The organism is Corynebacterium sp. HMSC076C10, assembly GCF_001812455.1.
Taxonomy (GTDB): Bacteria; Actinomycetota; Actinomycetes; order Mycobacteriales; family Mycobacteriaceae; genus Corynebacterium; species Corynebacterium jeikeium_D.
Map to the genome: position 1 here is coordinate 135,426 of NZ_KV809108.1, position 17,972 is coordinate 153,397.

The 17,972-nt window shown below is 59.2% G+C and carries 16 protein-coding genes; 13 read left to right on the forward strand and 3 right to left on the reverse strand.

Translation table 11 applies throughout. The annotated features are described in order from the left end of the window. Window positions 1-76 precede the first annotated feature (76 nt). Complete coding sequence (gene hypE, locus HMPREF2857_RS04660) at window positions 77-1,219, forward strand: hydrogenase expression/formation protein HypE (RefSeq protein WP_049172775.1); 1,143 nt, start codon at window positions 77-79, stop codon at window positions 1,217-1,219. Here the strand turns inward: hypE and HMPREF2857_RS04665 are convergent. After that, window positions 1,216-3,636, reverse strand: coding sequence for a carbamoyltransferase HypF (locus HMPREF2857_RS04665; protein ID WP_083310506.1), 2,421 nt, complete (start codon window positions 3,634-3,636; stop codon window positions 1,216-1,218). The genes hypE and HMPREF2857_RS04665 overlap by 4 nt on opposite strands. 76 nt (window positions 3,637-3,712) lie before the next feature. Here HMPREF2857_RS04665 and HMPREF2857_RS04670 point away from each other — a divergent pair, with 76 nt between their 5' ends. The 6 genes from HMPREF2857_RS04670 (at window position 3,713) to HMPREF2857_RS04695 (ending at window position 10,110) form a co-directional block, all read left to right on the forward strand. Beyond that, window positions 3,713-4,030: a hydrogenase maturation nickel metallochaperone HypA gene (locus HMPREF2857_RS04670; RefSeq protein ID WP_070642934.1), complete on the forward strand. Its 318-nt coding sequence runs from the start codon at window positions 3,713-3,715 to the stop codon at window positions 4,028-4,030. Between the two features lie 16 nt (window positions 4,031-4,046). Continuing rightward, the gene (hypB, locus tag HMPREF2857_RS04675; RefSeq protein ID WP_070566216.1) at window positions 4,047-4,865 is read left to right on the forward strand and encodes a hydrogenase nickel incorporation protein HypB; all 819 of its coding nucleotides are present in this window, start codon (window positions 4,047-4,049) and stop codon (window positions 4,863-4,865) included. Window positions 4,866-5,198: 333 nt separating this feature from the next. Beyond that, window positions 5,199-6,437 (forward strand): hydrogenase small subunit, encoded by a 1,239-nt coding sequence (locus HMPREF2857_RS04680; RefSeq protein WP_070549734.1) that lies wholly within the window; start codon window positions 5,199-5,201, stop codon window positions 6,435-6,437. A gap of 13 nt (window positions 6,438-6,450) precedes the next feature. Then, a complete protein-coding gene (locus HMPREF2857_RS04685; protein WP_049191152.1) occupies window positions 6,451-8,199 on the forward strand; it encodes a nickel-dependent hydrogenase large subunit in 1,749 nt (582 codons plus the stop codon). Beyond that, window positions 8,196-9,464: a Ni/Fe-hydrogenase, b-type cytochrome subunit gene (gene cybH / locus HMPREF2857_RS04690; protein ID WP_016422187.1), complete on the forward strand. Its 1,269-nt coding sequence runs from the start codon at window positions 8,196-8,198 to the stop codon at window positions 9,462-9,464. The genes HMPREF2857_RS04685 and cybH overlap by 4 nt, the downstream gene beginning before the upstream one ends. A 61-nt stretch (window positions 9,465-9,525) precedes the next feature. Beyond that, a complete protein-coding gene (locus HMPREF2857_RS04695) occupies window positions 9,526-10,110 on the forward strand; it encodes a hydrogenase maturation protease (RefSeq protein ID WP_070642946.1) in 585 nt (194 codons plus the stop codon). On the opposite strand, the gene HMPREF2857_RS04700 is transcribed toward HMPREF2857_RS04695, so the two are convergent. Further along, window positions 10,107-10,466 carry a hydrogenase maturation nickel metallochaperone HypA/HybF gene (locus tag HMPREF2857_RS04700; RefSeq protein ID WP_187271236.1) on the reverse strand — a complete coding sequence of 120 codons (360 nt, stop codon included), beginning with the start codon at window positions 10,464-10,466 and terminating at the stop codon, window positions 10,107-10,109. The two genes, HMPREF2857_RS04695 and HMPREF2857_RS04700, sit on opposite strands and share 4 nt — an antisense overlap. A 40-nt stretch (window positions 10,467-10,506) precedes the next feature. On the opposite strand from HMPREF2857_RS04700, the gene HMPREF2857_RS04705 reads away from it, so the two are divergent. Next, window positions 10,507-11,862: a nickel-dependent hydrogenase large subunit gene (locus HMPREF2857_RS04705; protein ID WP_070642936.1), complete on the forward strand. Its 1,356-nt coding sequence runs from the start codon at window positions 10,507-10,509 to the stop codon at window positions 11,860-11,862. Window positions 11,863-11,866: 4 nt separating this feature from the next. After that, a complete protein-coding gene (locus tag HMPREF2857_RS04710) occupies window positions 11,867-12,127 on the forward strand; it encodes a HypC/HybG/HupF family hydrogenase formation chaperone (protein ID WP_070438465.1) in 261 nt (86 codons plus the stop codon). Here the strand turns inward: HMPREF2857_RS04710 and HMPREF2857_RS04715 are convergent. Continuing rightward, window positions 12,124-13,710 (reverse strand): LCP family protein, encoded by a 1,587-nt coding sequence (locus HMPREF2857_RS04715; RefSeq protein WP_016422192.1) that lies wholly within the window; start codon window positions 13,708-13,710, stop codon window positions 12,124-12,126. The two genes, HMPREF2857_RS04710 and HMPREF2857_RS04715, sit on opposite strands and share 4 nt — an antisense overlap. 217 nt (window positions 13,711-13,927) lie before the next feature. Here HMPREF2857_RS04715 and rfbD point away from each other — a divergent pair, with 217 nt between their 5' ends. The 4 genes from rfbD to HMPREF2857_RS04735 all read left to right on the forward strand — a co-directional run bounded on the left by rfbD (window position 13,928) and on the right by HMPREF2857_RS04735 (window position 17,725). After that, window positions 13,928-14,902, forward strand: coding sequence for a dTDP-4-dehydrorhamnose reductase (gene rfbD / locus HMPREF2857_RS04720; protein ID WP_070642938.1), 975 nt, complete (start codon window positions 13,928-13,930; stop codon window positions 14,900-14,902). 11 nt (window positions 14,903-14,913) lie between these two features. Continuing rightward, on the forward strand, window positions 14,914-15,837 hold the full coding sequence (locus tag HMPREF2857_RS04725) for a glycosyltransferase family 2 protein (protein WP_070642939.1): 924 nt from the start codon (window positions 14,914-14,916) through the stop codon (window positions 15,835-15,837). Window positions 15,838-15,878: 41 nt separating this feature from the next. Beyond that, a complete protein-coding gene (locus tag HMPREF2857_RS04730; protein ID WP_048731655.1) occupies window positions 15,879-17,036 on the forward strand; it encodes a mannose-1-phosphate guanylyltransferase in 1,158 nt (385 codons plus the stop codon). Window positions 17,037-17,356: 320 nt separating this feature from the next. Continuing rightward, complete coding sequence (locus HMPREF2857_RS04735) at window positions 17,357-17,725, forward strand: WhiB family transcriptional regulator (protein WP_005510060.1); 369 nt, start codon at window positions 17,357-17,359, stop codon at window positions 17,723-17,725. Window positions 17,726-17,972 lie beyond the last annotated feature (247 nt).

Sequence of the window (17,972 nt, forward strand, 5' to 3'; positions counted from 1 at the left end):
GCGAACCTCGTTTTCGAAGGACGAGTGACGCAAGCAGTTTTGTCCGCCACCAGCTGTGAAGTTAGGGATAGTGAGCATGCAGCCGAAGAATCGTCTGAACACCAACGAAGCCAAGGTAAACACCAATATTGGTCGCGTTCGGGCACGTCCGTTCAGGCTTCTCGACGATTACGTCACCTTGCAACACGGCTCCGGTGGAAAGGCCTCCGCAGCTCTGGTTGAACAGGTCTTTTTCGACGCCTATGGCAATGAAATTTTAGGGCAGGGTGGCGACTCCGGGCTGTTCGCTGCCGAAGCCGTCGTCGAGGCTGCGGCAGCTTCTGCACATGGTGGGGCGCGGTTGGCAATGTCCACCGACTCCTATGTGGTCAATCCCATCGAGTTCCCGGGCGGCGACATCGGGGATTTGGCCGTCAACGGCACGATTAACGATCTGGCGGTAGCTGGAGCCAGGCCCCTGGCGCTGACCGCATCGTTCATTCTGGAAGAGGGGCTGGAGATTGCGACTCTGCGCCGCATTGTGGCGAGTATGCGCGTCGCTGCCGATGCCGCAGGGGTGAGCATCGTCGCCGGCGACACCAAGGTTGTGCCGAAGGGCGCAGGTGACCAGGTCTACATCACCACGGCCGGGATGGGCGTGGTCCGCGGCGACTACGCCGGTGCCGCTACGAAAGGATCTGTCTACGCAAACATCGAGGCCGGAGACCGCATCCTCGTCTCCGGTCCAATCGCCGATCACGGCATGGCCGTCATGCTCGCCCGCGGCGACTTGGCTCTGGCCGCGCCTATCGAGTCCGATACCCGTGCCGTCAACGGCCTGGTCGAGGCACTACTTGAAGCTGCCCCCGGCACTCGCTGGATGCGCGATGCCACTCGTGGCGGCCTCGGCACGGTCGCCAACGAGCTCGCCCGTGGCACCGGTCTTGGTGTCGTACTTGACGACGATTCCATTGCGGTCCGTGAAATGACCCGTGGCGCCTGTGACATGCTCGGCATAGATCCGCTCTACGTCGCCAATGAAGGCACCTTCGTCGCCGTTGTCCCCGCCGGGCAATCCGAGGCAGCGCTCAGTGCGCTCCACGCAGCCGGGGCTTCCGAGGCTTGTGATATCGGCTCCATCGAGGACGAGCCCGCCGCTTCCGTGGTACTGGTCACCGGATTCGGTGGCACCCGCATGGTGGACATGTTGGTCGGCGACCCGCTGCCGCGCATCTGCTAGACATCCATGCCCGTTGCCGCCAGCAGGCGGCCGGCCACCGCCTGACCAAGACTCAAGCCGCCATCGCCCGGTGGCACAATTTGATGCTGCAACAGAGTAAAGCCCTCAGCTGCAACTTCGCGCCGCAGCAGCTCCATCAACAGCGCATTATTCGCGCAACCCCCGCTGACGCCGACAACATCGGTGCCGGCTTCCTCCGCAGCCTGCACCAATCGCTTGCCGACGACACCCGCGACCCCACAGTGAAACACAAATGCGGCCTGCTCAGCGTCGGGCGATGCTACCGCCTCCCGGATAACCTCCTGGAGGGGCACTGGTCTGGTCTCTGAACTGACCGCTTCAAGCGCTTCCGCATGTGACCTCACGTAGCGAGTCGCCGCTGCCTCCAACTCCATGGCCGCTTGCGCCTCGTAGCTGATGGCCCCGCCACCGCGCCAGCGAGGAAGCAGCAGAGCTGCGGCGGCATCGAATATGCGGCCGAGAGATGAAGTTTGCACTGTGCCAACTCCCGTCGCCAACTGGCTTTCAACCAGGGTTACTTCGCGCTCGTTTGAGAGGTTGCGCAGGAGGTGGTCGTCGTCAAGCTCCCACTCGTGCGCGAGACCGAGGGCGAGCCGCCACGGGTGCGTGACGGCGCGATCGCCTCCGACCAACGGGAAAGTGGGGCAGTGCCAGGTGCGTTCCCAGGTTGTGGAACTGCGACTGAGCGTGAGGATCTCGCCGCCCCAGATGGTGCCATCGGTGCCATAGCCGGTCCCGTCGAGAGTGGCGACAACTGCATGACCCGCATTGGGGGAGAGGAGACGGTGCTCCGCGAGTAGGGAGAGCGCGTGTGCGAAGTGGTGCTGAACTGCGAGGAGTTCGATGTCGTGCTCGGCGGCGAAGCGTTCGGCGAAGGCGGTCGTGGCGTAGCCCGGATGAAGATCGCAGACGACAAGGTCCGGGGTCGCATCGCGCATGGAAAGGAGCTGGTCAACTGCTCTCTGGTAGGCCTTCTGGCTGGCCCACGAACCCATGTCGCCAATGTGCGCGGAGACGTGAGCGAGGTCCCCATGCGCGATAGCGAAAGTGTTCTTCAGCTCTCCGCCGGTCGCGAAAATGGTGGGTTGGGACGTGCTCCGGACGCTGGTGCCAGGGCCAGGGCCAGGGCCAGGGCCAGTGCCAGGGGCAGGGCCAGTGTGGCTACGAGAATCGGTGGGCGTGATTGAAACGGGGACGGGAGCGAAGCCGCGGGACCGGCGCGATGGGGCGGTGCTGATGAAAACCGAATCTTCAACGGGTACGTGGATTTCGCGGTCGTGGAGGATGAAAGCGTCGGCGATGTGACCGAGCTTCTTCAGCACGTCGGCATTGTCGGTACACACGGGCTCGCCACTGAGGTTGCCGCTAGTGACAACGAGTGGGCGATCGCAAAGCAACAGGTGAATGCCTGAGTACGGAAGCATAATCCCGAAGCTGTCGAGGTCCGGTGCGATGAGATTGGAAAGCGGCCCCGACCGCTGCTTCGGTGCAATCACAATCGGTGCCTCAGGGGAGTCGAGGAAACGCTTCTCCTGCTCAGTTAACTCAACCAGTTGGGCAGCGGTGTCAACAGCGGGGGCCATTACCGCCAACGGTTTGTCGGGTCGACGTTTGCGCATCCGTAGTTTCTCGCAGGCAGCGTCATTGGTGGCATCGCAGACCAGGTGAAAACCACCAATACCTTTGACGGCGAGCAGGGCGCCGTCGTCAAGCAGTGCGTGTGCGCGACGAAAGAGCGCGAGAACCTCCTCGCGGGAGGTGGCGGTGATGGTGCCGCCTGCATCGTGCCAGCTCAGACGCGGGCCACAGTCGAAGCAGCTGATTGGCTGAGCGTGATAGCGGCGGTCGGTGGGGTCGGTGTACTCGCGCTCGCACGGGGTGCACATCGGAAAGGCCGCCATAGTGGTGCGCGGGCGGTCGTAGGGCAGTTCAGTGATGATGGACAGGCGCGGTCCGCAGTTGGTGCAGGAGATGAAAGGGTAGAGGTAGCGCGGGTTGGTAGGGTCGAAAAACTCACGGCGGCAGTCCGGGCACAGTGCAGTGTCGGGCGGAAGCAGTGCGCGGCCGGAGTAGCTGTGGCGAGAGGGCACGATGGTGAACTCGCGCTCATGGCCCAGTGTCGCGATGTGCTCGGCGGAGTGATTGATGATGCGGGCAAGCGCCGGCAGTTCGGTGAAAAGCTGGCTGCGGAAGGCAGCGAGGGCGTCCGACGTTCCTTCTACCTCGATGAATACGCCCTGCTCATCGTTGCCACAGAAGCCGACGAGACCCGCGCGCCGGGCGATGGTGGCGACAAAAGGGCGGAATCCGACCCCCTGGACGATACCTTCGATACGCCAGCGAATGCGTTGAATGCTCGTACCCATCCCCGCCCCGGTCGTGCCTGCCTTTTCCATACATTCAACTTTACGTAAGCGGCTCGGGTCCGTTCGCACTGCTAGTTTGGAGATTGTGCACGAAGTAGCGTTGAGCATGCAGTTGGCGAAGGTTGTCACGAGAGCAGCCGAAGGTCGAACTGTACGCACTGTGCACCTGCGGATAGGCGCTCTACGGCAGGTTGTGCCAGAAACCCTTTCATACGCGTGGGATTTCGTCAGTCGCGATACCGGTTTGAGGGACGCGAAATTGGATATTGACTGGGTACCTGCGGTTGTCGAATGCGCGCACGGGCATCGCGAACAGGTGGGGCCACTCGACGGCCTGCTGTGCCCCACGTGCGGAAAGCCAGGACGCGTAATCTCGGGGGAAGAGTTCACAATCGTCGACATCGACGTCGACACGCACAAGTAGGAAAGACGGTTTTATCATGGGACGTTTCCACCGGCATGACGGCGATGACGCACACCACCATCACCACCATCATCATGACCACGACCATGACCACCATCACGGCCATGACCACGTTCATCTCGCCGATCCCGATGACACTAGCCACGGCGACCATTCGGGTTATGAAACCGGCGTGGAACGCGTGACCATCCTCGAGGACATCTTCAGCGAAAACGACCATCGCGCGGAGCACAATCGCGAGCTGCTTGCTGAACATGGCGTGGAAGCCATCAACCTGATGAGCTCCCCGGGCTCAGGCAAGACTGCGCTGTTGGAGAAGACACTGGCGGCTGCGCAGGGAAAGCTGCGCGTCGGCATTATCGAGGGCGATATTGAGACGGCTCTCGATGCCGACCGCTTGGAGGGCTACGGGGCACAGATTTCGCTGCTGAACACGGGCAACGGATTCGGTGGTGAATGCCACTTGGACGCCCCGATGGTCTCCCGCGCGCTCGAGGGGCTGGATTTGGCCACGCTTGACCTGGTCATGATTGAAAATGTGGGAAACCTTGTCTGTCCGGCTGAGTTTGAGGTCGGTGAGACTCGCAAGGCAATGGTCTACTCCATCACCGAGGGGGAGGATAAGCCGGTCAAGTACCCGGTGATGTTCCGCTCTGTGCAGGTAGTGGTTATCAACAAGATGGACCTTGCCCCGTACCTTGACTTCGACATGGAGCTCTTCCGCGCCAACCTGGAAAAGGTCAATCCAGGCGTGAAGGTGATTGAGGTCTCCGCTAAGACCGGGGAGGGCATCGACGAATGGCTCCGTTGGGTCAACCCTGCGCTGGTTGATTAAGCGCGCGCCGGGGGCCGTCGTGAAGCAATGGGGGCAGCACGGCATGCTTGACGACGGCCCCGCTGCCCCCCCCTCGCTTCGCTCCACCTTAGTGGGGGATAGGTGATATCCCGCTGTAATCTGCGGCGGTTTTTCACGTTCATTACCTGTACCTGGAGCTATATTTACGCAACATTTATCTTGCATATTATTTTGTTATAACCGCAGCGCAGCGCCATTATTCAGGTTGTTCTTAGGTCGCTATACTTGGCCATGTATAGGCAATGGGCCTGGGTAGTTGTAAAACCTCGAAACCAATATTCCTAATAACTAAGCAGAAGGCGCAGCGAAAAAATGATTAGTGGCGCGAATTGGCAGGAAGGGACCCTCGGCGAAAACCTCGCTAGAGCTGGTGTCTCACGGCGCAGTTTCATGAAGTTTTGTGGCACTATGGCGGCAATTTTTGCCGCCGGAACTCCGAATGTCGGTGAGGCTGCGGCGCAGTCACTGACTCCCTCGGCGGAGGAAATCGCAGATAAGCTCTCGGCTGTAAAGAAGCCGAAGGTGGCTTGGCTGCAGTTGCAGGAATGTACCGGATGTATGGAATCCGTATTGCGTTCCGGAGGCACCACTGCTGAAGATGTGGTGCTGAACCTGGTTTCGATGGACTACAACGAGCTGCTCATGGCACCGTCCGGGCATGCGGCTGAAAAGGCTTTGGACGACATGAATGCCGAGGATCACATTCTGGTGGTCAATGGCTCGATTCCGACCGGCGAGAACGGTGCGTACTGCACCATTGGCGGTAAGTCGGCAGAACAGGTGCTGCTCGAGGCTGCTGAGAAGGCCACGGCAATCCTGGCCGTTGGTGCCTGCGCAGTCTGGGGTTCTGTCCAGGCTGCTAAGCCGAATCCGACCGGTGCCAAGGGTGTCGATGAGATTATCAAGGGCAAGCCGGTGATTAACGTCTCTGGTTGTCCGCCGATTGGTGAGGTGATTACGGCCACCCTGACGTACGTACTCACTTATGGCAAGACACCGGAGGTCGACGCTGAGGGGCGGCCAAAGTTTGCCTATGACCAGCGTATTCACGACTCCTGCCCGCGTCGTGCGCATTACGATGCCGGTCAGTTCGTGAAAACCTTCGACGACGAGGGCGCACGCAACGGTTGGTGCCTTTACGAGGTCGGCTGTAAGGGGCCATCCACGTTTAGCCCATGCCCAATCGTGCAGTGGAACCTTAAGTCCGGTTGGCCAATCGGTGCTGGTCACCCATGTATTGGCTGTACTGAGAAGGACTTCTTCGACCAGTTCACTCCGTTCTACGACAAGCTGCCGGGAATCCCGGGTATTGGAGTGGAGTCCAGCGTGAACAAGGTCGGCGTTGGACTGCTGGCTGCCACTGCCGCGGGTGCCGCGGTCCATGGCGGACTCACATTGGTGAAGGAACTGAAGATAAGGCGCTCCAACGGCGAAGAAAAGGTGTTGGCTGCGTTTGGTGGTGTGGAAGGCCGGAAGCCACCGATGGTCGACCTTCCTTCAAACGCACCAGGCACGCAGAGCGAGACAGCATCCGATTCGAAGGACAACTAAGGGGGCATAGGACATGGCTACGGAAAAAGTTGTAATCGACCCGATTACCCGAATCGAGGGACACCTTCGCATTGAGCTGGAACGCGAGGGAGACCAGATCAAAACCGCGTGGAGTGAGACTACTCAGTTCCGCGGTATCGAAACCATTGTGAAAAACCGCGATCCTCGCGATGTCTGGGCATTCGTTGGTCGTATCTGTGGTGTGTGCACGGGTACTCACTCGGTGGCGTCCATTGCCGCTGTCGAAGATGCCATTGGCTCGACACCGCCCCCGCAGGCACGTCGTATTCGCGACCTGGTGATTGGCTCGCAGGAGATTCACGACCACGTCGTGCATTTCTACCATCTTCACGGTCTGGACTGGATTGATGTCACGAAGGCTCTCGAGGCCGATCCGAAGAAGACCGTTGAGTTCGCGCAGTCGATCGGTTCGACGTGGAAGGGCAATAACGAAGAAACCTTCGCCCGGGTCAAGGAGACCGTGCAGGGCATTGTGGACTCCGGCCAGCTGTCCATCTTCACCGGCGGCTACTGGGGACATGAGGACTACCGCTTGCCGCCCGAGGCCAACCTGATGGCAGTGTCGCACTACCTCGACGCCTTGGCTTTCCAGCGCTCTATCATCCGCATTAACACCGTCTTCGGCGGTAAGAACCCACACCCGAACTTCCTGGTCGGAGGCATGGCGTGCTCCATCGACCCGGAACGCTCGGAGACTGTCAACCAAGTCGGCATTGATCAGATCAAGTCCTGGATCGACGAGATCGTGGAGTTCGTCAATGACTGCTTCTACCCAGATGCAGTCGCCATCATGAGCGTTTACAAGGACTACTTCGACATCGGTCGCTCCTCCGACAGCTTCCTGGCGGTAGGCATGGCCGGCGCCACTTACTCCGGCGACCCGGCTAAGTCCCGTGTCCAGACCGTGCATCCAGACATCAAGCCCGGTGTCATTCTCGACGGTGACTACACCAAGCTCCACCCATTCCAGCCGGAAAAGATCGAGGAATTCATCAACTCCGCCTGGTATACGCAGGAAGCCGGCGATGATGTCGGCCTCAAGCCGTATGACGGCGAAACAACTGTGAACTACACCGGCCCGAAGCCGCCGTACGAGTGGTTGTCGGACAATGAAAAGTACACCTGGTCGAAGGCGCCGCGTTACGACGGTCGCGCTGTTCAAGTTGGCCCGGTTGCTCGTGTGCTGTTGGCATACCTGCAGAAGGAGCCGGAGACAATGCGCCTGGTCGACGAGGTCATGGATAAGCTCGACCTGCGCATTGAGCAGATGAACTCCACTGCGGGACGCACCTACGCACGTGCTGTGGAGTCTGTGACCACCGCCAATTACTTGGCAGATCACATTTTCCCGGAGTTCGTTGAGGCCCTGAAGAACGGCGACATCGATGTCTTCGACAACAGCTGTTGGGAGCCGACCACGTGGCCGGAAAAGTGCCAGGGCGTGGGCTTCCTCGAGGTCGCTCGTGGCATGCTCAGCCACTGGGTCAAAATTGAAAATGGCAAGGTGACCAACTACCAAGCCGTGGTTCCCACCACGTGGCTGGCCGGTGGCCGTGACCCGAAGGGGCAGCTTGGCCCATACGAGCACGCGCTGGCTGGCGATGGCACACATCCGCTGGTTGATCCCGAGCAGCCGCTTGAACCACTTCGCACGATTCATTCCTTCGATCCATGTATGGCCTGCGCAGTCCACATTTTGGATCCGGCTGGTCAGGAAATGTTTAAGGTGACGACGGCATGACACCCCCAGTGAGTGAAAATCCGGAACTGCGACTAAAAGATTCCAAGGGCAACCCCCTGGTTATTGCGGTTATTGACGCACACACCAGCCACTGGTTGTCGCCATCCGAGGTCATTCAGGCCGCAGCAATTGTCCCGGACGACTCCCGCGATCCTGTCGACCTTGCGCTAAAGGTCAGCTTGCGTCGTCGTCGTGACGATCTTTTCCACCTCGACGGCACGCCACTGATGAAACTGACCCCGGATTCCTACGACCCGGCGACGCCTGACCGCCGTTACTCCATTGCCAAGGTGCACGGCCTCAACATTGCGGATCAAACGGTCGATGTCGCCATCATGCGCGGTGAATTGAATGCGGTCGTTGAGGCATCCACGATGTCCCGTGAGGAAGGCGTTCTACTTCGTCGTAACGCGAACATGCACCATGGTCGCGGGCACCGCAGCATGGGCGTCGCGCTTGCGCCCATTGACAAAGACGGAAATATCATCGGAGAGTTCATCTTCGAAGGATTCGTGGCAATGGGGCTGCGGAAACTCGACGAGGCCATTGCGGAGAACAAGAAGGGCTCCGGTTCGTGGGTCGAGGTTCACCTGTGGGGATGGGCGCTGCGCGTTCAACATTGGTTGAACCTGGCGCTGATGTTGGTGATGACCTTTACTGGCTGGTACATCATGCAGCCCTATTTGACTGAGCGCACCTATGACGGCTCGGCCGCGGGATTCGCGATGGGATATGTCCGTTTCGCGCACTTCTTAGCCGGATTCCTATGGATCGCGGTGGGGCTATGGCGTGTCATTCTGCTGTTTGTTACCCACGACCGACAAACACGATGGCGTGCGCTATGGCCGATTTATAACAAGCAGGATGTTAAAGACCTCTGGCACACGATGCAGTACTACCTCTTCCTGCGCAAGGAAGGGCCGTTCTACTTCGCACACAATCCGCTGCAGCAGCTGGCGTACACCGGCATTTACGCGATGTGTTTCATCCAGATGCTCACAGGTTTGTCGCTATACGCGATGATGGACCAGTCCAACTGGTTCTTCCAGCTGTTGGCTATGCCCACGCACTGGATTGGCATCGGCTACTTCCGCCTGATTCACACAATCATCATGTACCTGATTTGGCTCTTCGCCATCATTCACGTCTACCTGGTTATCCGCTCTGATGCGGTACACAACCACGGTGGTCTGTCCTCGATGATTGGTGGCTCTGTCTGGCTACCGCGCGGCACGCAACCGGTTGACTCTCCACGCATTGGATAGGAGATCATTGGGTAACGATAAGGTGTCCGACGCAGTCACCGGTGCTGATGCTGGCACTCCGTTGGTGACGGTTCTTGGCATCGGCAACCCCGTCATGGGCGACGACGGCATTGGTCTCGAGCTGCTGAGGCGCCTTGCCCCAGAACTGGAATCTGCAGGCATGGGGCAGACAACGCAGGCCGGGGATTCTGCGCATCTGGTCTGGTCGCCCTCCAACCTCGATGATCCTGCGAACCTCGCCGGGCGAGGGGACGAATGGACGGGTGCGGTTGCCTACATCGATGGTGGCACCTGCGGTATGGAGTTGCTGCCCATCGTGCAGGAGGCCAAGAACCTATTGTTGCTCGACGCTCTCGCTGGTCCGGGGGATCCCGGTACCGTCGTCAAGCTCGTCGGTGACCAGATCCCTAGACTATTGGCGGCAAAGCTGTCCGCGCATCAGGTCGGCTTGCTGGATTTGCTCACCGCGGCGCGACTGCTGGGGCAGGAGCCTGCGCGCGTCGGTGTGGTGGGAGTCGTCTACGAGTCGGCTGACATGGTGGTGGGGCTCAGCGACACGGCACTTGTCGGCATTGAGGAAGCGACTGAGGTTGCGCGTGAGCTCATCGACAGCTGGCTTGCCGACGAGCACGACAGCGGCGTCTAACTCTCGCCCTCAGCGTTGACCTCAATACTGGAGATTTCAAACTCGCGGCCGTGCCGTAGATCCGCAGTTGGGGTGCCGCAGACGGGGCAGGTTAGAGCATAGAATTCATCGATTTCATGCTCGGCCTCGCAGGTGGGGCAGTAGACCGTCGACACAATGAGCTCGGCGTCTAACTCCGCGCCCTCACACTGTGTCGCGGCACTGGCCACGGGCCACGCGGCGATGAGGGAATCGTAGACGACTCCGGAGCGGTCGCCCACACGCATTGACACCTTTGTCACGGTGCGTCCCGGGCAGACCTCGGCAATCTTTTCCACCACGCTGGTCAACAATCCAAGCTCATGCACAGATACCATTATGGCGAAGCACTCAGCGCAAAGGAGGCGCAGGCGGACCATGTCATCCAAATCCGTTCCGGTTACCCAGCACATCCAGCTCGATGAGCTTGTTGACCCATTCGAGGCACGACTGGATGTCTATCGCGATGACAACGGCGCCATCACACAGGTGTCCTTCGACCTTTCAGGGCTACCGCGTATCGACGGGATGCTCGTGGGCAAGCAGGCGCTGGCTGTACCAGATATCACCAAGCGGCTGTGTGGCCTGTGCCCGGTTGTGCATCATCTTGCAGGCGTGCGGGCGGTAGAGGACCTTTACGGGGTCTTCGACATTCCTCGAACCGCACAGTTGATTCGAGAGCTGCTGGCGGCCGGGTCGACCTTGGATAATCTAGCGACCAAATTTGTGGCCGTCGACCGCGAGGGGGCGCGGGCAATGAAGCGTGCCGGAAAAGCTCTGATGCGTGCAGCGGGGGCACCGTCGCACTTCCCGGATGTCGCCGTCCCCGGCGGTGTGCGCGCGACAGTGGATAAGACGCTGGTTTCTGAGGCAGAAACTGCTCTGGAGGTACTGGCTGAGACGGCGGTAATCAAGGAAGTGGAGCTTCTTCCCACTCCCGATGCCCCTGATGCTTGGACGGATACTTTTGACGGCCTCGACGTGGCAGTTGTCGATGCCGATGGTGAGCTTGCGCCGCTGGGAAATTACCTCGCAGTCGCGCGGCATGACACCGATACCGCGGCGGAGATTTTCCCGGCTGCTGATTGGCCTACACGTGTTCGGGAGTCCCGTCCGGGCGATGCCGCTCCCAGGCCGGTGTTTGATGCCTCGAAGGAGCTGGGCAAGGATGGCTGTGAAGGTCAGCGGGCAGATTTTTACCGGGTGGGGCCGGTCTCCAGGCAGGTTGTCGTCGATAAGCGTGGAATCAGCCCACGCGACGCCCAACGCCAGCTTCTCGCCGACACCGTGGCCTGGGCGAGACAGGTGCTTGCCGACGGGGAACTGCTCGGCGACCATGTGTGCGATCCGAATGCCGCGGCGGCGATTGAGAATGCTGACTTTGCAGGACCTCGCAGCGGTGTCGGGATGATCGACGGGCCGCGCGGGCTGTTAGTGCATCGTTATACGGCAGGAGCTGACGGCATCATCACGGATTGTCAGATTATGACGCCAACTGCGCAGAATGAACCCTGGCTGACGCGTATGCTCACCGAGCAGCTGCGCGGTGGCGGGGAGACTGCGGGGGTCGAGAAGTCCATCTGGGCCGCTGATCCGTGCCTACCGTGTAGCTCGGCACCTGCGGGAGTGATGACATTCACGATGCAGGAACATGCCGGTGCACCTGCGGACAATATGACAACGGATAGCCGTGGTTCGGCGGACGCCCCGACTGTAGTGGAGAGGACGAAGTAACTCGATGTGTCTTGGAATTCCTGCTCAGGTTCTGGCAATCGCCGATGGTCCATTGCCGATGGCGACGGTGGATATGGCGGGGCAGAAGCGGCAATGCTCGGCAATGTACGTGCCTGAGCTGGTGGCAGGTGATTGGGTGTTCGTCCAGAACGGATTCATCATGAACGTGCTGGACGAACAGGAGGCCAAGGAGTCCTTGGCCGCAATTGAGGAATATAACCTCATCGAACATGTCGCTGAGGTCTCCCCGAAGGGACGGACCTAGTTCACGCAGGTCACGCCGGCGGCGTCGATAGCGGGGCGATCTTCCTGCGGAATTGCCCCGCCTTCCTGGCCGATGACATCGCCATTGGAACCATCTTCGACTTCAGGCGCGGGTTCGGCACCGTCGCCCGAATCAGCGGCCATTCCCTCTGATGTCAATCCCGGGCCTTCGTAGTCACCGGCAATTGTCACTGAGATGTGGTGCGGATCGAGGTATGGATCGTGGACAATCGGTACGCCACCGAGTGCCTCAGAGATGGCCTGCGCTGCCGGATCCTCTGGGTCAGCCGCATTGATCTGGCTGGAGGCAACGCCGGCGAACTCAGCGTTGCCGACCTCTCCCTGGGTGTAGCCCTTTTCCGTTAAGAAGCCTGAGACGCCGCTGGCCAAACCTTCGATGCCTGTGGCGTTGTAAACGCTGACTGTAGTTTCAGCCGCGTTGGGGTCAGCCTTCTTTTCGTCTTCTTCCTTCGCCGGAGCTTTTTCTTCCTTGGTGCCCAGCAGGGTCTCGAAGTACTGGTGAACCTGGCCCTTATCGATTGTGACCACCGACTCGCCATAGTCACCGACACCGTCAATCGAGGTCACCGGGATAGTTTCAAACTTCACGTTGCCACCACTGAGGCCCTGCATCTGGGTGGCAAATCCGGTGACATCCCAGTTGTCGTCGAGCACCACCGAACGCTGGACGGCGTTGCCCAGTTCAGACAGCTTCGCGGGATTAGACAGCGTGCCAGCGCCGAGCAGCTTATTGGTGAACGAGGCCATGAAGACCTGCTGGCGAGTAATTCGGTCGAGGTCACCGCGGGGCAGACCATGGCGCTGGCGGACGAATGAGAGCGCGTCGGCGCCCTTCAATGTCTGTGAGCCCGCTGGGAAATCTGCACCCGAGAACTCGTCGTAGACAGCCTCATTCAGACATACATCGACACCGCCGATGGCATCGGTGAGCAGGACGAAGCCGAGCAGGCCAACTTCTGCGTAGTGGTCAACGGTGATACCGCTGAGGTCGCTAATGGTTTCAATCAGAGCTCTACGTCCGGCCTCGGTCGAGCGACGCTCAATGTCTTCCGGCGAGGCCCCGCTTCCTGCGAGTTCCTCTTCCACCATTTGCTTTGTGTTGCCGTAGACACCATTAATCTTTGTGTTGCCTAGGCGATTGGTGTGGACATAGGTATCGCGCGGAATGGAAATTGCCGTCGCTGAAGAACCATCGGCAGGAACACGAATCACAATAATCGTGTCTGTATTCGTGGCTTCTTCGTCGCCAGCACGCAGAAGCTCAACTTCTTCCGGAGTCAGCGGGTTGCCCTGGGCATCGGTGCGAGAGTCGGAGCCGACGAGCAGAATATCGGTTGCACCGTCCTTCTCACTGCCCAGACCGAAGTCGCCACCCGAACCCAAGTTGTCGGTGGTCCTACCAAGTGTCCACCAGCCAACTGCGGAAATAACCAGGATAATGGCTGAGAGCAGCACAAGCGCATTGCGTAGCATCGGCGGCCAAGCTTGGGCTGTACTCTCTGCAGAGGACGGTGGCGCTTGAATATCGCGTGCGTGACGCGCGCGTGGCGTGTGGCTGCTCAAACCGGGGCTCCTCTTAAACCGTTTTTCGAAAATATAATTTGTGCTGCATGTCTGCGTGGGCATTCCACACATCGTGGAGGGCAGTAAGCAGCTGCGGAAACTACATAAACCTTAACCGTCCAACCGTGTGCGGTTGCACCTCAACACAGTGTCAATCCGTATCCGGTTACACCTCAACACAGTGTCAATCGTATCTACGATAGTGATAAAGAAGAATATGTCCGAAATTTCAGTCTCGCATTTCGCCACTCCTGGACCAACCCACAGCAACTCGCGGCGTCCCATTGTCGCCATAACTGGCGCGGCGGGACAGCTGGGTACTGCGCTTCAGTGTGATTCTTTCGCCGCCGATGTTGAGGTGCTCGCTCTTACGCGGGCACAGTTGGATATCACTGATTCGGCTGCTGTGGAGGCAACGCCTCTGCTTGACGACGTCGACATCATCATTAACGCGGCAGCGGCGACCGATGTCGATGGCGCAGAATCCGATCCCGGTTCGGCGCACCTTATCAATGCACTTGGACCGAAGTACTTGGCGGCTCGGGCGAAAAAAGAAGGCGCGTATCTCATTCACATCTCCACCGACTATGTCTTCGGTGATGTAGCAATCGATGAGATGACGGGGCAGCGCCGAGCGCTGCGAGTTGATGATTTCACCGCGCCTCAGACTATGTATGGTCGTACCAAGTTAGTGGGGGAGAATAATGTGCGTGATTCGGGTGCGCGTTTCGCTATTTTGCGCACGGCGTGGGTCTGGTCGGGGCCCACACAGCCGGAGGCCAAGGACTTCGTTTCCACGATGATGCGTCTGGCAGAGACGGCGACTGACGACAAAGGCAATCCGGCAATTATTAAGGTCGTTGACGATCAGCACGGAAACCCCACATTTGTCGGTGATCTCGCCGGAGCTATCTGGGAGTTGTCCGAACGTGTGTTGTCCGAACCGAGCAGCGCACCGACCGGCACCTTCCATGTCACGGGCAGCGGTGAGGCGACATGGTTCGAAGTGGCTCGCGAAGTGTTTCGGCTCACCGGTCACGATCCGCAGCGTGTGGCGGCTTGTACCAGCAGTGAGTTCCCACGTCCGGCCCCGCGTCCGGCCTGGTCCGTGTTGGATGGTTCGGCATGGAGTGAGGTAGGTCTACATGCGCTTCCGGAGTGGCAGGACACTTTGCGGGCAGTCCTGACCTAGGGTCTAGGTTTGTGAATGTAACCTCGAATTCCCCGCAACCCTCGCAGCTTCCGCTCGGTGTGGTCACCGTGACCTTTTCGCCCGGTGAGCACTTGAGCAAGCTGGTGGATTCGCTGGGCCCCGCCGCCAGTGCCTCCACGCGCCTGATTATGGCCGACAACGGCTCGACGGATGGTTCCGTGGAGAAGGAAGAAGCTCGGGCCAAGGAGACCGGAGCGGATGTTCAGCTTCTGCGCACCGGCGGCAACATTGGCTATGGCGCGGCCGCCAACCGTGGCATTGCGGAGCTGGGGCGGGCTCGCCGTGCCGGTGAAATCAATCCTGATTACGTCATGCTGGTCAATCCTGACGTGGTGTTTGCCCCTGGCGCAATCGATATTCTGTTGGAATGCGCGCAGCGCAATCCCAAAGCCGGAGCGATTGGTCCGCTGATTCGCGAGGCGGATGGCAGCGTGTACCCGTCGGCACGCGCGGTTCCTAAACTTGTCAGCGGTATCGGGCACGCGCTGCTTGCCGATATCTGGCCTACTAACCCTTTCTCACGGCGCTACCGGGATGACACGGATATGGATCGTGAGCGATCGGCGGGATGGTTGTCGGGTGCATGCCTGCTGCTGCGGTGGGATGCGTTCGACCAGATTGATGGCTTTGATACCCGCTACTTCATGTACATGGAGGACGTGGATTTGGGTGACCGACTGGGCAAGGCCGGTTGGAGCAATGTTTTCTGTCCCCGTGCAGAGATACGTCACGCGCAGGGACATTCTGCCAGTAAGCACCCGGAAATTACCGTAAAGGCCCATCACGAGTCGGCATACCGTTTTATGTCAGATCGCCTGCCGGGGCCGGCGCTGGCACCTGTGCGACTGGCATTGCGTTTGGGGCTGTTCCTGCGTGGCAAAGTCATAATCGCGGTCAAAAAGCGTAGGAATTAATTAACTGTTGGAATGATCCATCGAAGAAAGTTACCGATTTCATGACTACCGAAGTTCGTCCGAGTGCTGGGCATGGCTCCGCCTTCCAGCCGGGAGCGGATGCTGCACAGCAGGCGGGAGCCACGTTGGCTGAACAGACTGACGCTGTCATTCTGGTTGGCGGGCAAGGTACGCGTTTGCGTCCCCTTACCGTGAATACGCCGAAGCCGATGCTGCCCACGGCAGGGCATCCATTCCTGGAGCATCTGCTTGGCCGCATTCGTGCAGCAGGTATGAAGCACGTGGTATTGGGCACCTCCTACCGAGCTGAAGTATTTGAAGAACACTTCGGCGACGGTTCGGATTTGGGTCTCGAAATTGAATACGTCTTTGAGGCTGAGCCGCTGGGTACCGGTGGCGGTATCCGAAACGTCCTAGACAAGCTGCGCTATGACACCGCAATGATTTTCAATGGCGATGTCCTCGGCGGTACCGACTTGCGCGCGGTGTTGGGCACCCACGCGGAGAAGGATGCGGACGTCACGATGCACCTCGTCCGTGTGCCGGATCCACGCGCGTTCGGCTGTGTTCCGACCGATGAGGATGGGCGCGTCCTGGAGTTCCTGGAGAAGACCCAGGATCCGCCGACCGATCAGATTAATGCCGGTATCTACGTGTTCCGCCGCGAGATTATCGAGTCGATTCCGGCTGGTCGCCCCATCAGCGTTGAGCGTGAAATCTTCCCAGCGCTGCTTGACCGCGGTATGAACGTCTACGGTCACGTTGATTACGCCTACTGGCGTGACATGGGGACTCCGGGTGACTTCGTCCGCGGCTCCTCCGATTTGGTCCGCGGTATCGCGCCGTCACCACTTCTAGAGGGTAAGCACGGCGAAGCGCTTGTCGACGAATCTGCGTCGGTCGGTGGCGGTGCTCTTCTCTACGGTGGCTCTGTTGTCGGCCGTGGGGCGGAGATTGGTGCGGGAGCTCGGATTGATCAATCGGTGATCTTCGACGGCGCACGCATCGGTGCCGGTGCTGTGATCGAGCGCTCTGTGATTGCCGATGGCGCCGATATCGGCCCGCGAACGGTCATCAGTGATGCCATTATCGGCGAGGGTGCCGTCGTTGGTGCTCGCTGTGAATTGATCAACGGTATCCGTGTGTGGCCGGGCGTCCAGATCCCCGATCACGGAGTACGTTTTTCGACGGATGTCTAGTCTGCAGCCTTCGGCGTGTCAGACTTTTGTCGGCAATATCTGATTAGAGTTGCCGAAGTGTCGTCAAAGTTGCTGGTGAGAGGCATGTGGCGAATGTGATTGAGTTCAGGTGGCAGGTTTAGGGTTCGGGCGCCATCCTTCAACCTGAACTTAATCCCCAACGCGGGGGGAGGGGCTTCAGGGGCAATGAAAAGTATTGGGGCAAATTCTCTATTCGGCTTGACCGATGGTGGGTTACACGTGTGTAATCACAAATGTGTGTTTCGCACACTAAGCCCAATTTAAAGACCCGCAGCAACAACCATCAGGAGGCCCTCGGCATGGAAAAGTCCAGCATGTTTGATGGCGGCTCTGCTGTGGATAGTGAGACGAATGCGGGTGACATCGCTGTGAATGATAGCTCCTCTGAAAACCAGCCTCGGCCGTTGACAGAGTGGGCAGATGACCTTTCGGGGTTGTTTGAAGCCGTCGATCAGGACTGGCAGGAGCAAGCTCTGTGTGCCCAGACCGATCCAGAAGCTTTCTTCCCTGAGAAGGGTGGATCCACTCGCGAAGCAAAGCGTATTTGTCGTGCTTGTGGTGTGCGAGATGAATGCCTGGAGTTTGCTCTCGAGCATGATGAGCGCTTCGGCATTTGGGGTGGCCTCTCTGAGCGTGAGCGCCGCCGTTTGAAGCGGCAGATTGGCTAGGGCAGCCGGGTCTGTATTTTATCCTTCGCTCGACCTCGCAGTTTCCCCTTGGGTAATACCCTGGGGGATTTTTCGGTGAACGAGTTTTTCCTGCTCTCTAGGGTTAATAGACGAAAATATGTCCGCTCAGCATGTCGCTGGGTGGGCCCTTTTGTCGCTTAGTTCTTAATGCGAGTTACTGACTGCGTTTATGACAGAAATGGCCCGAAAAACGGCTGGTAGGGTCAGGCGGTCATTGCATCATGGA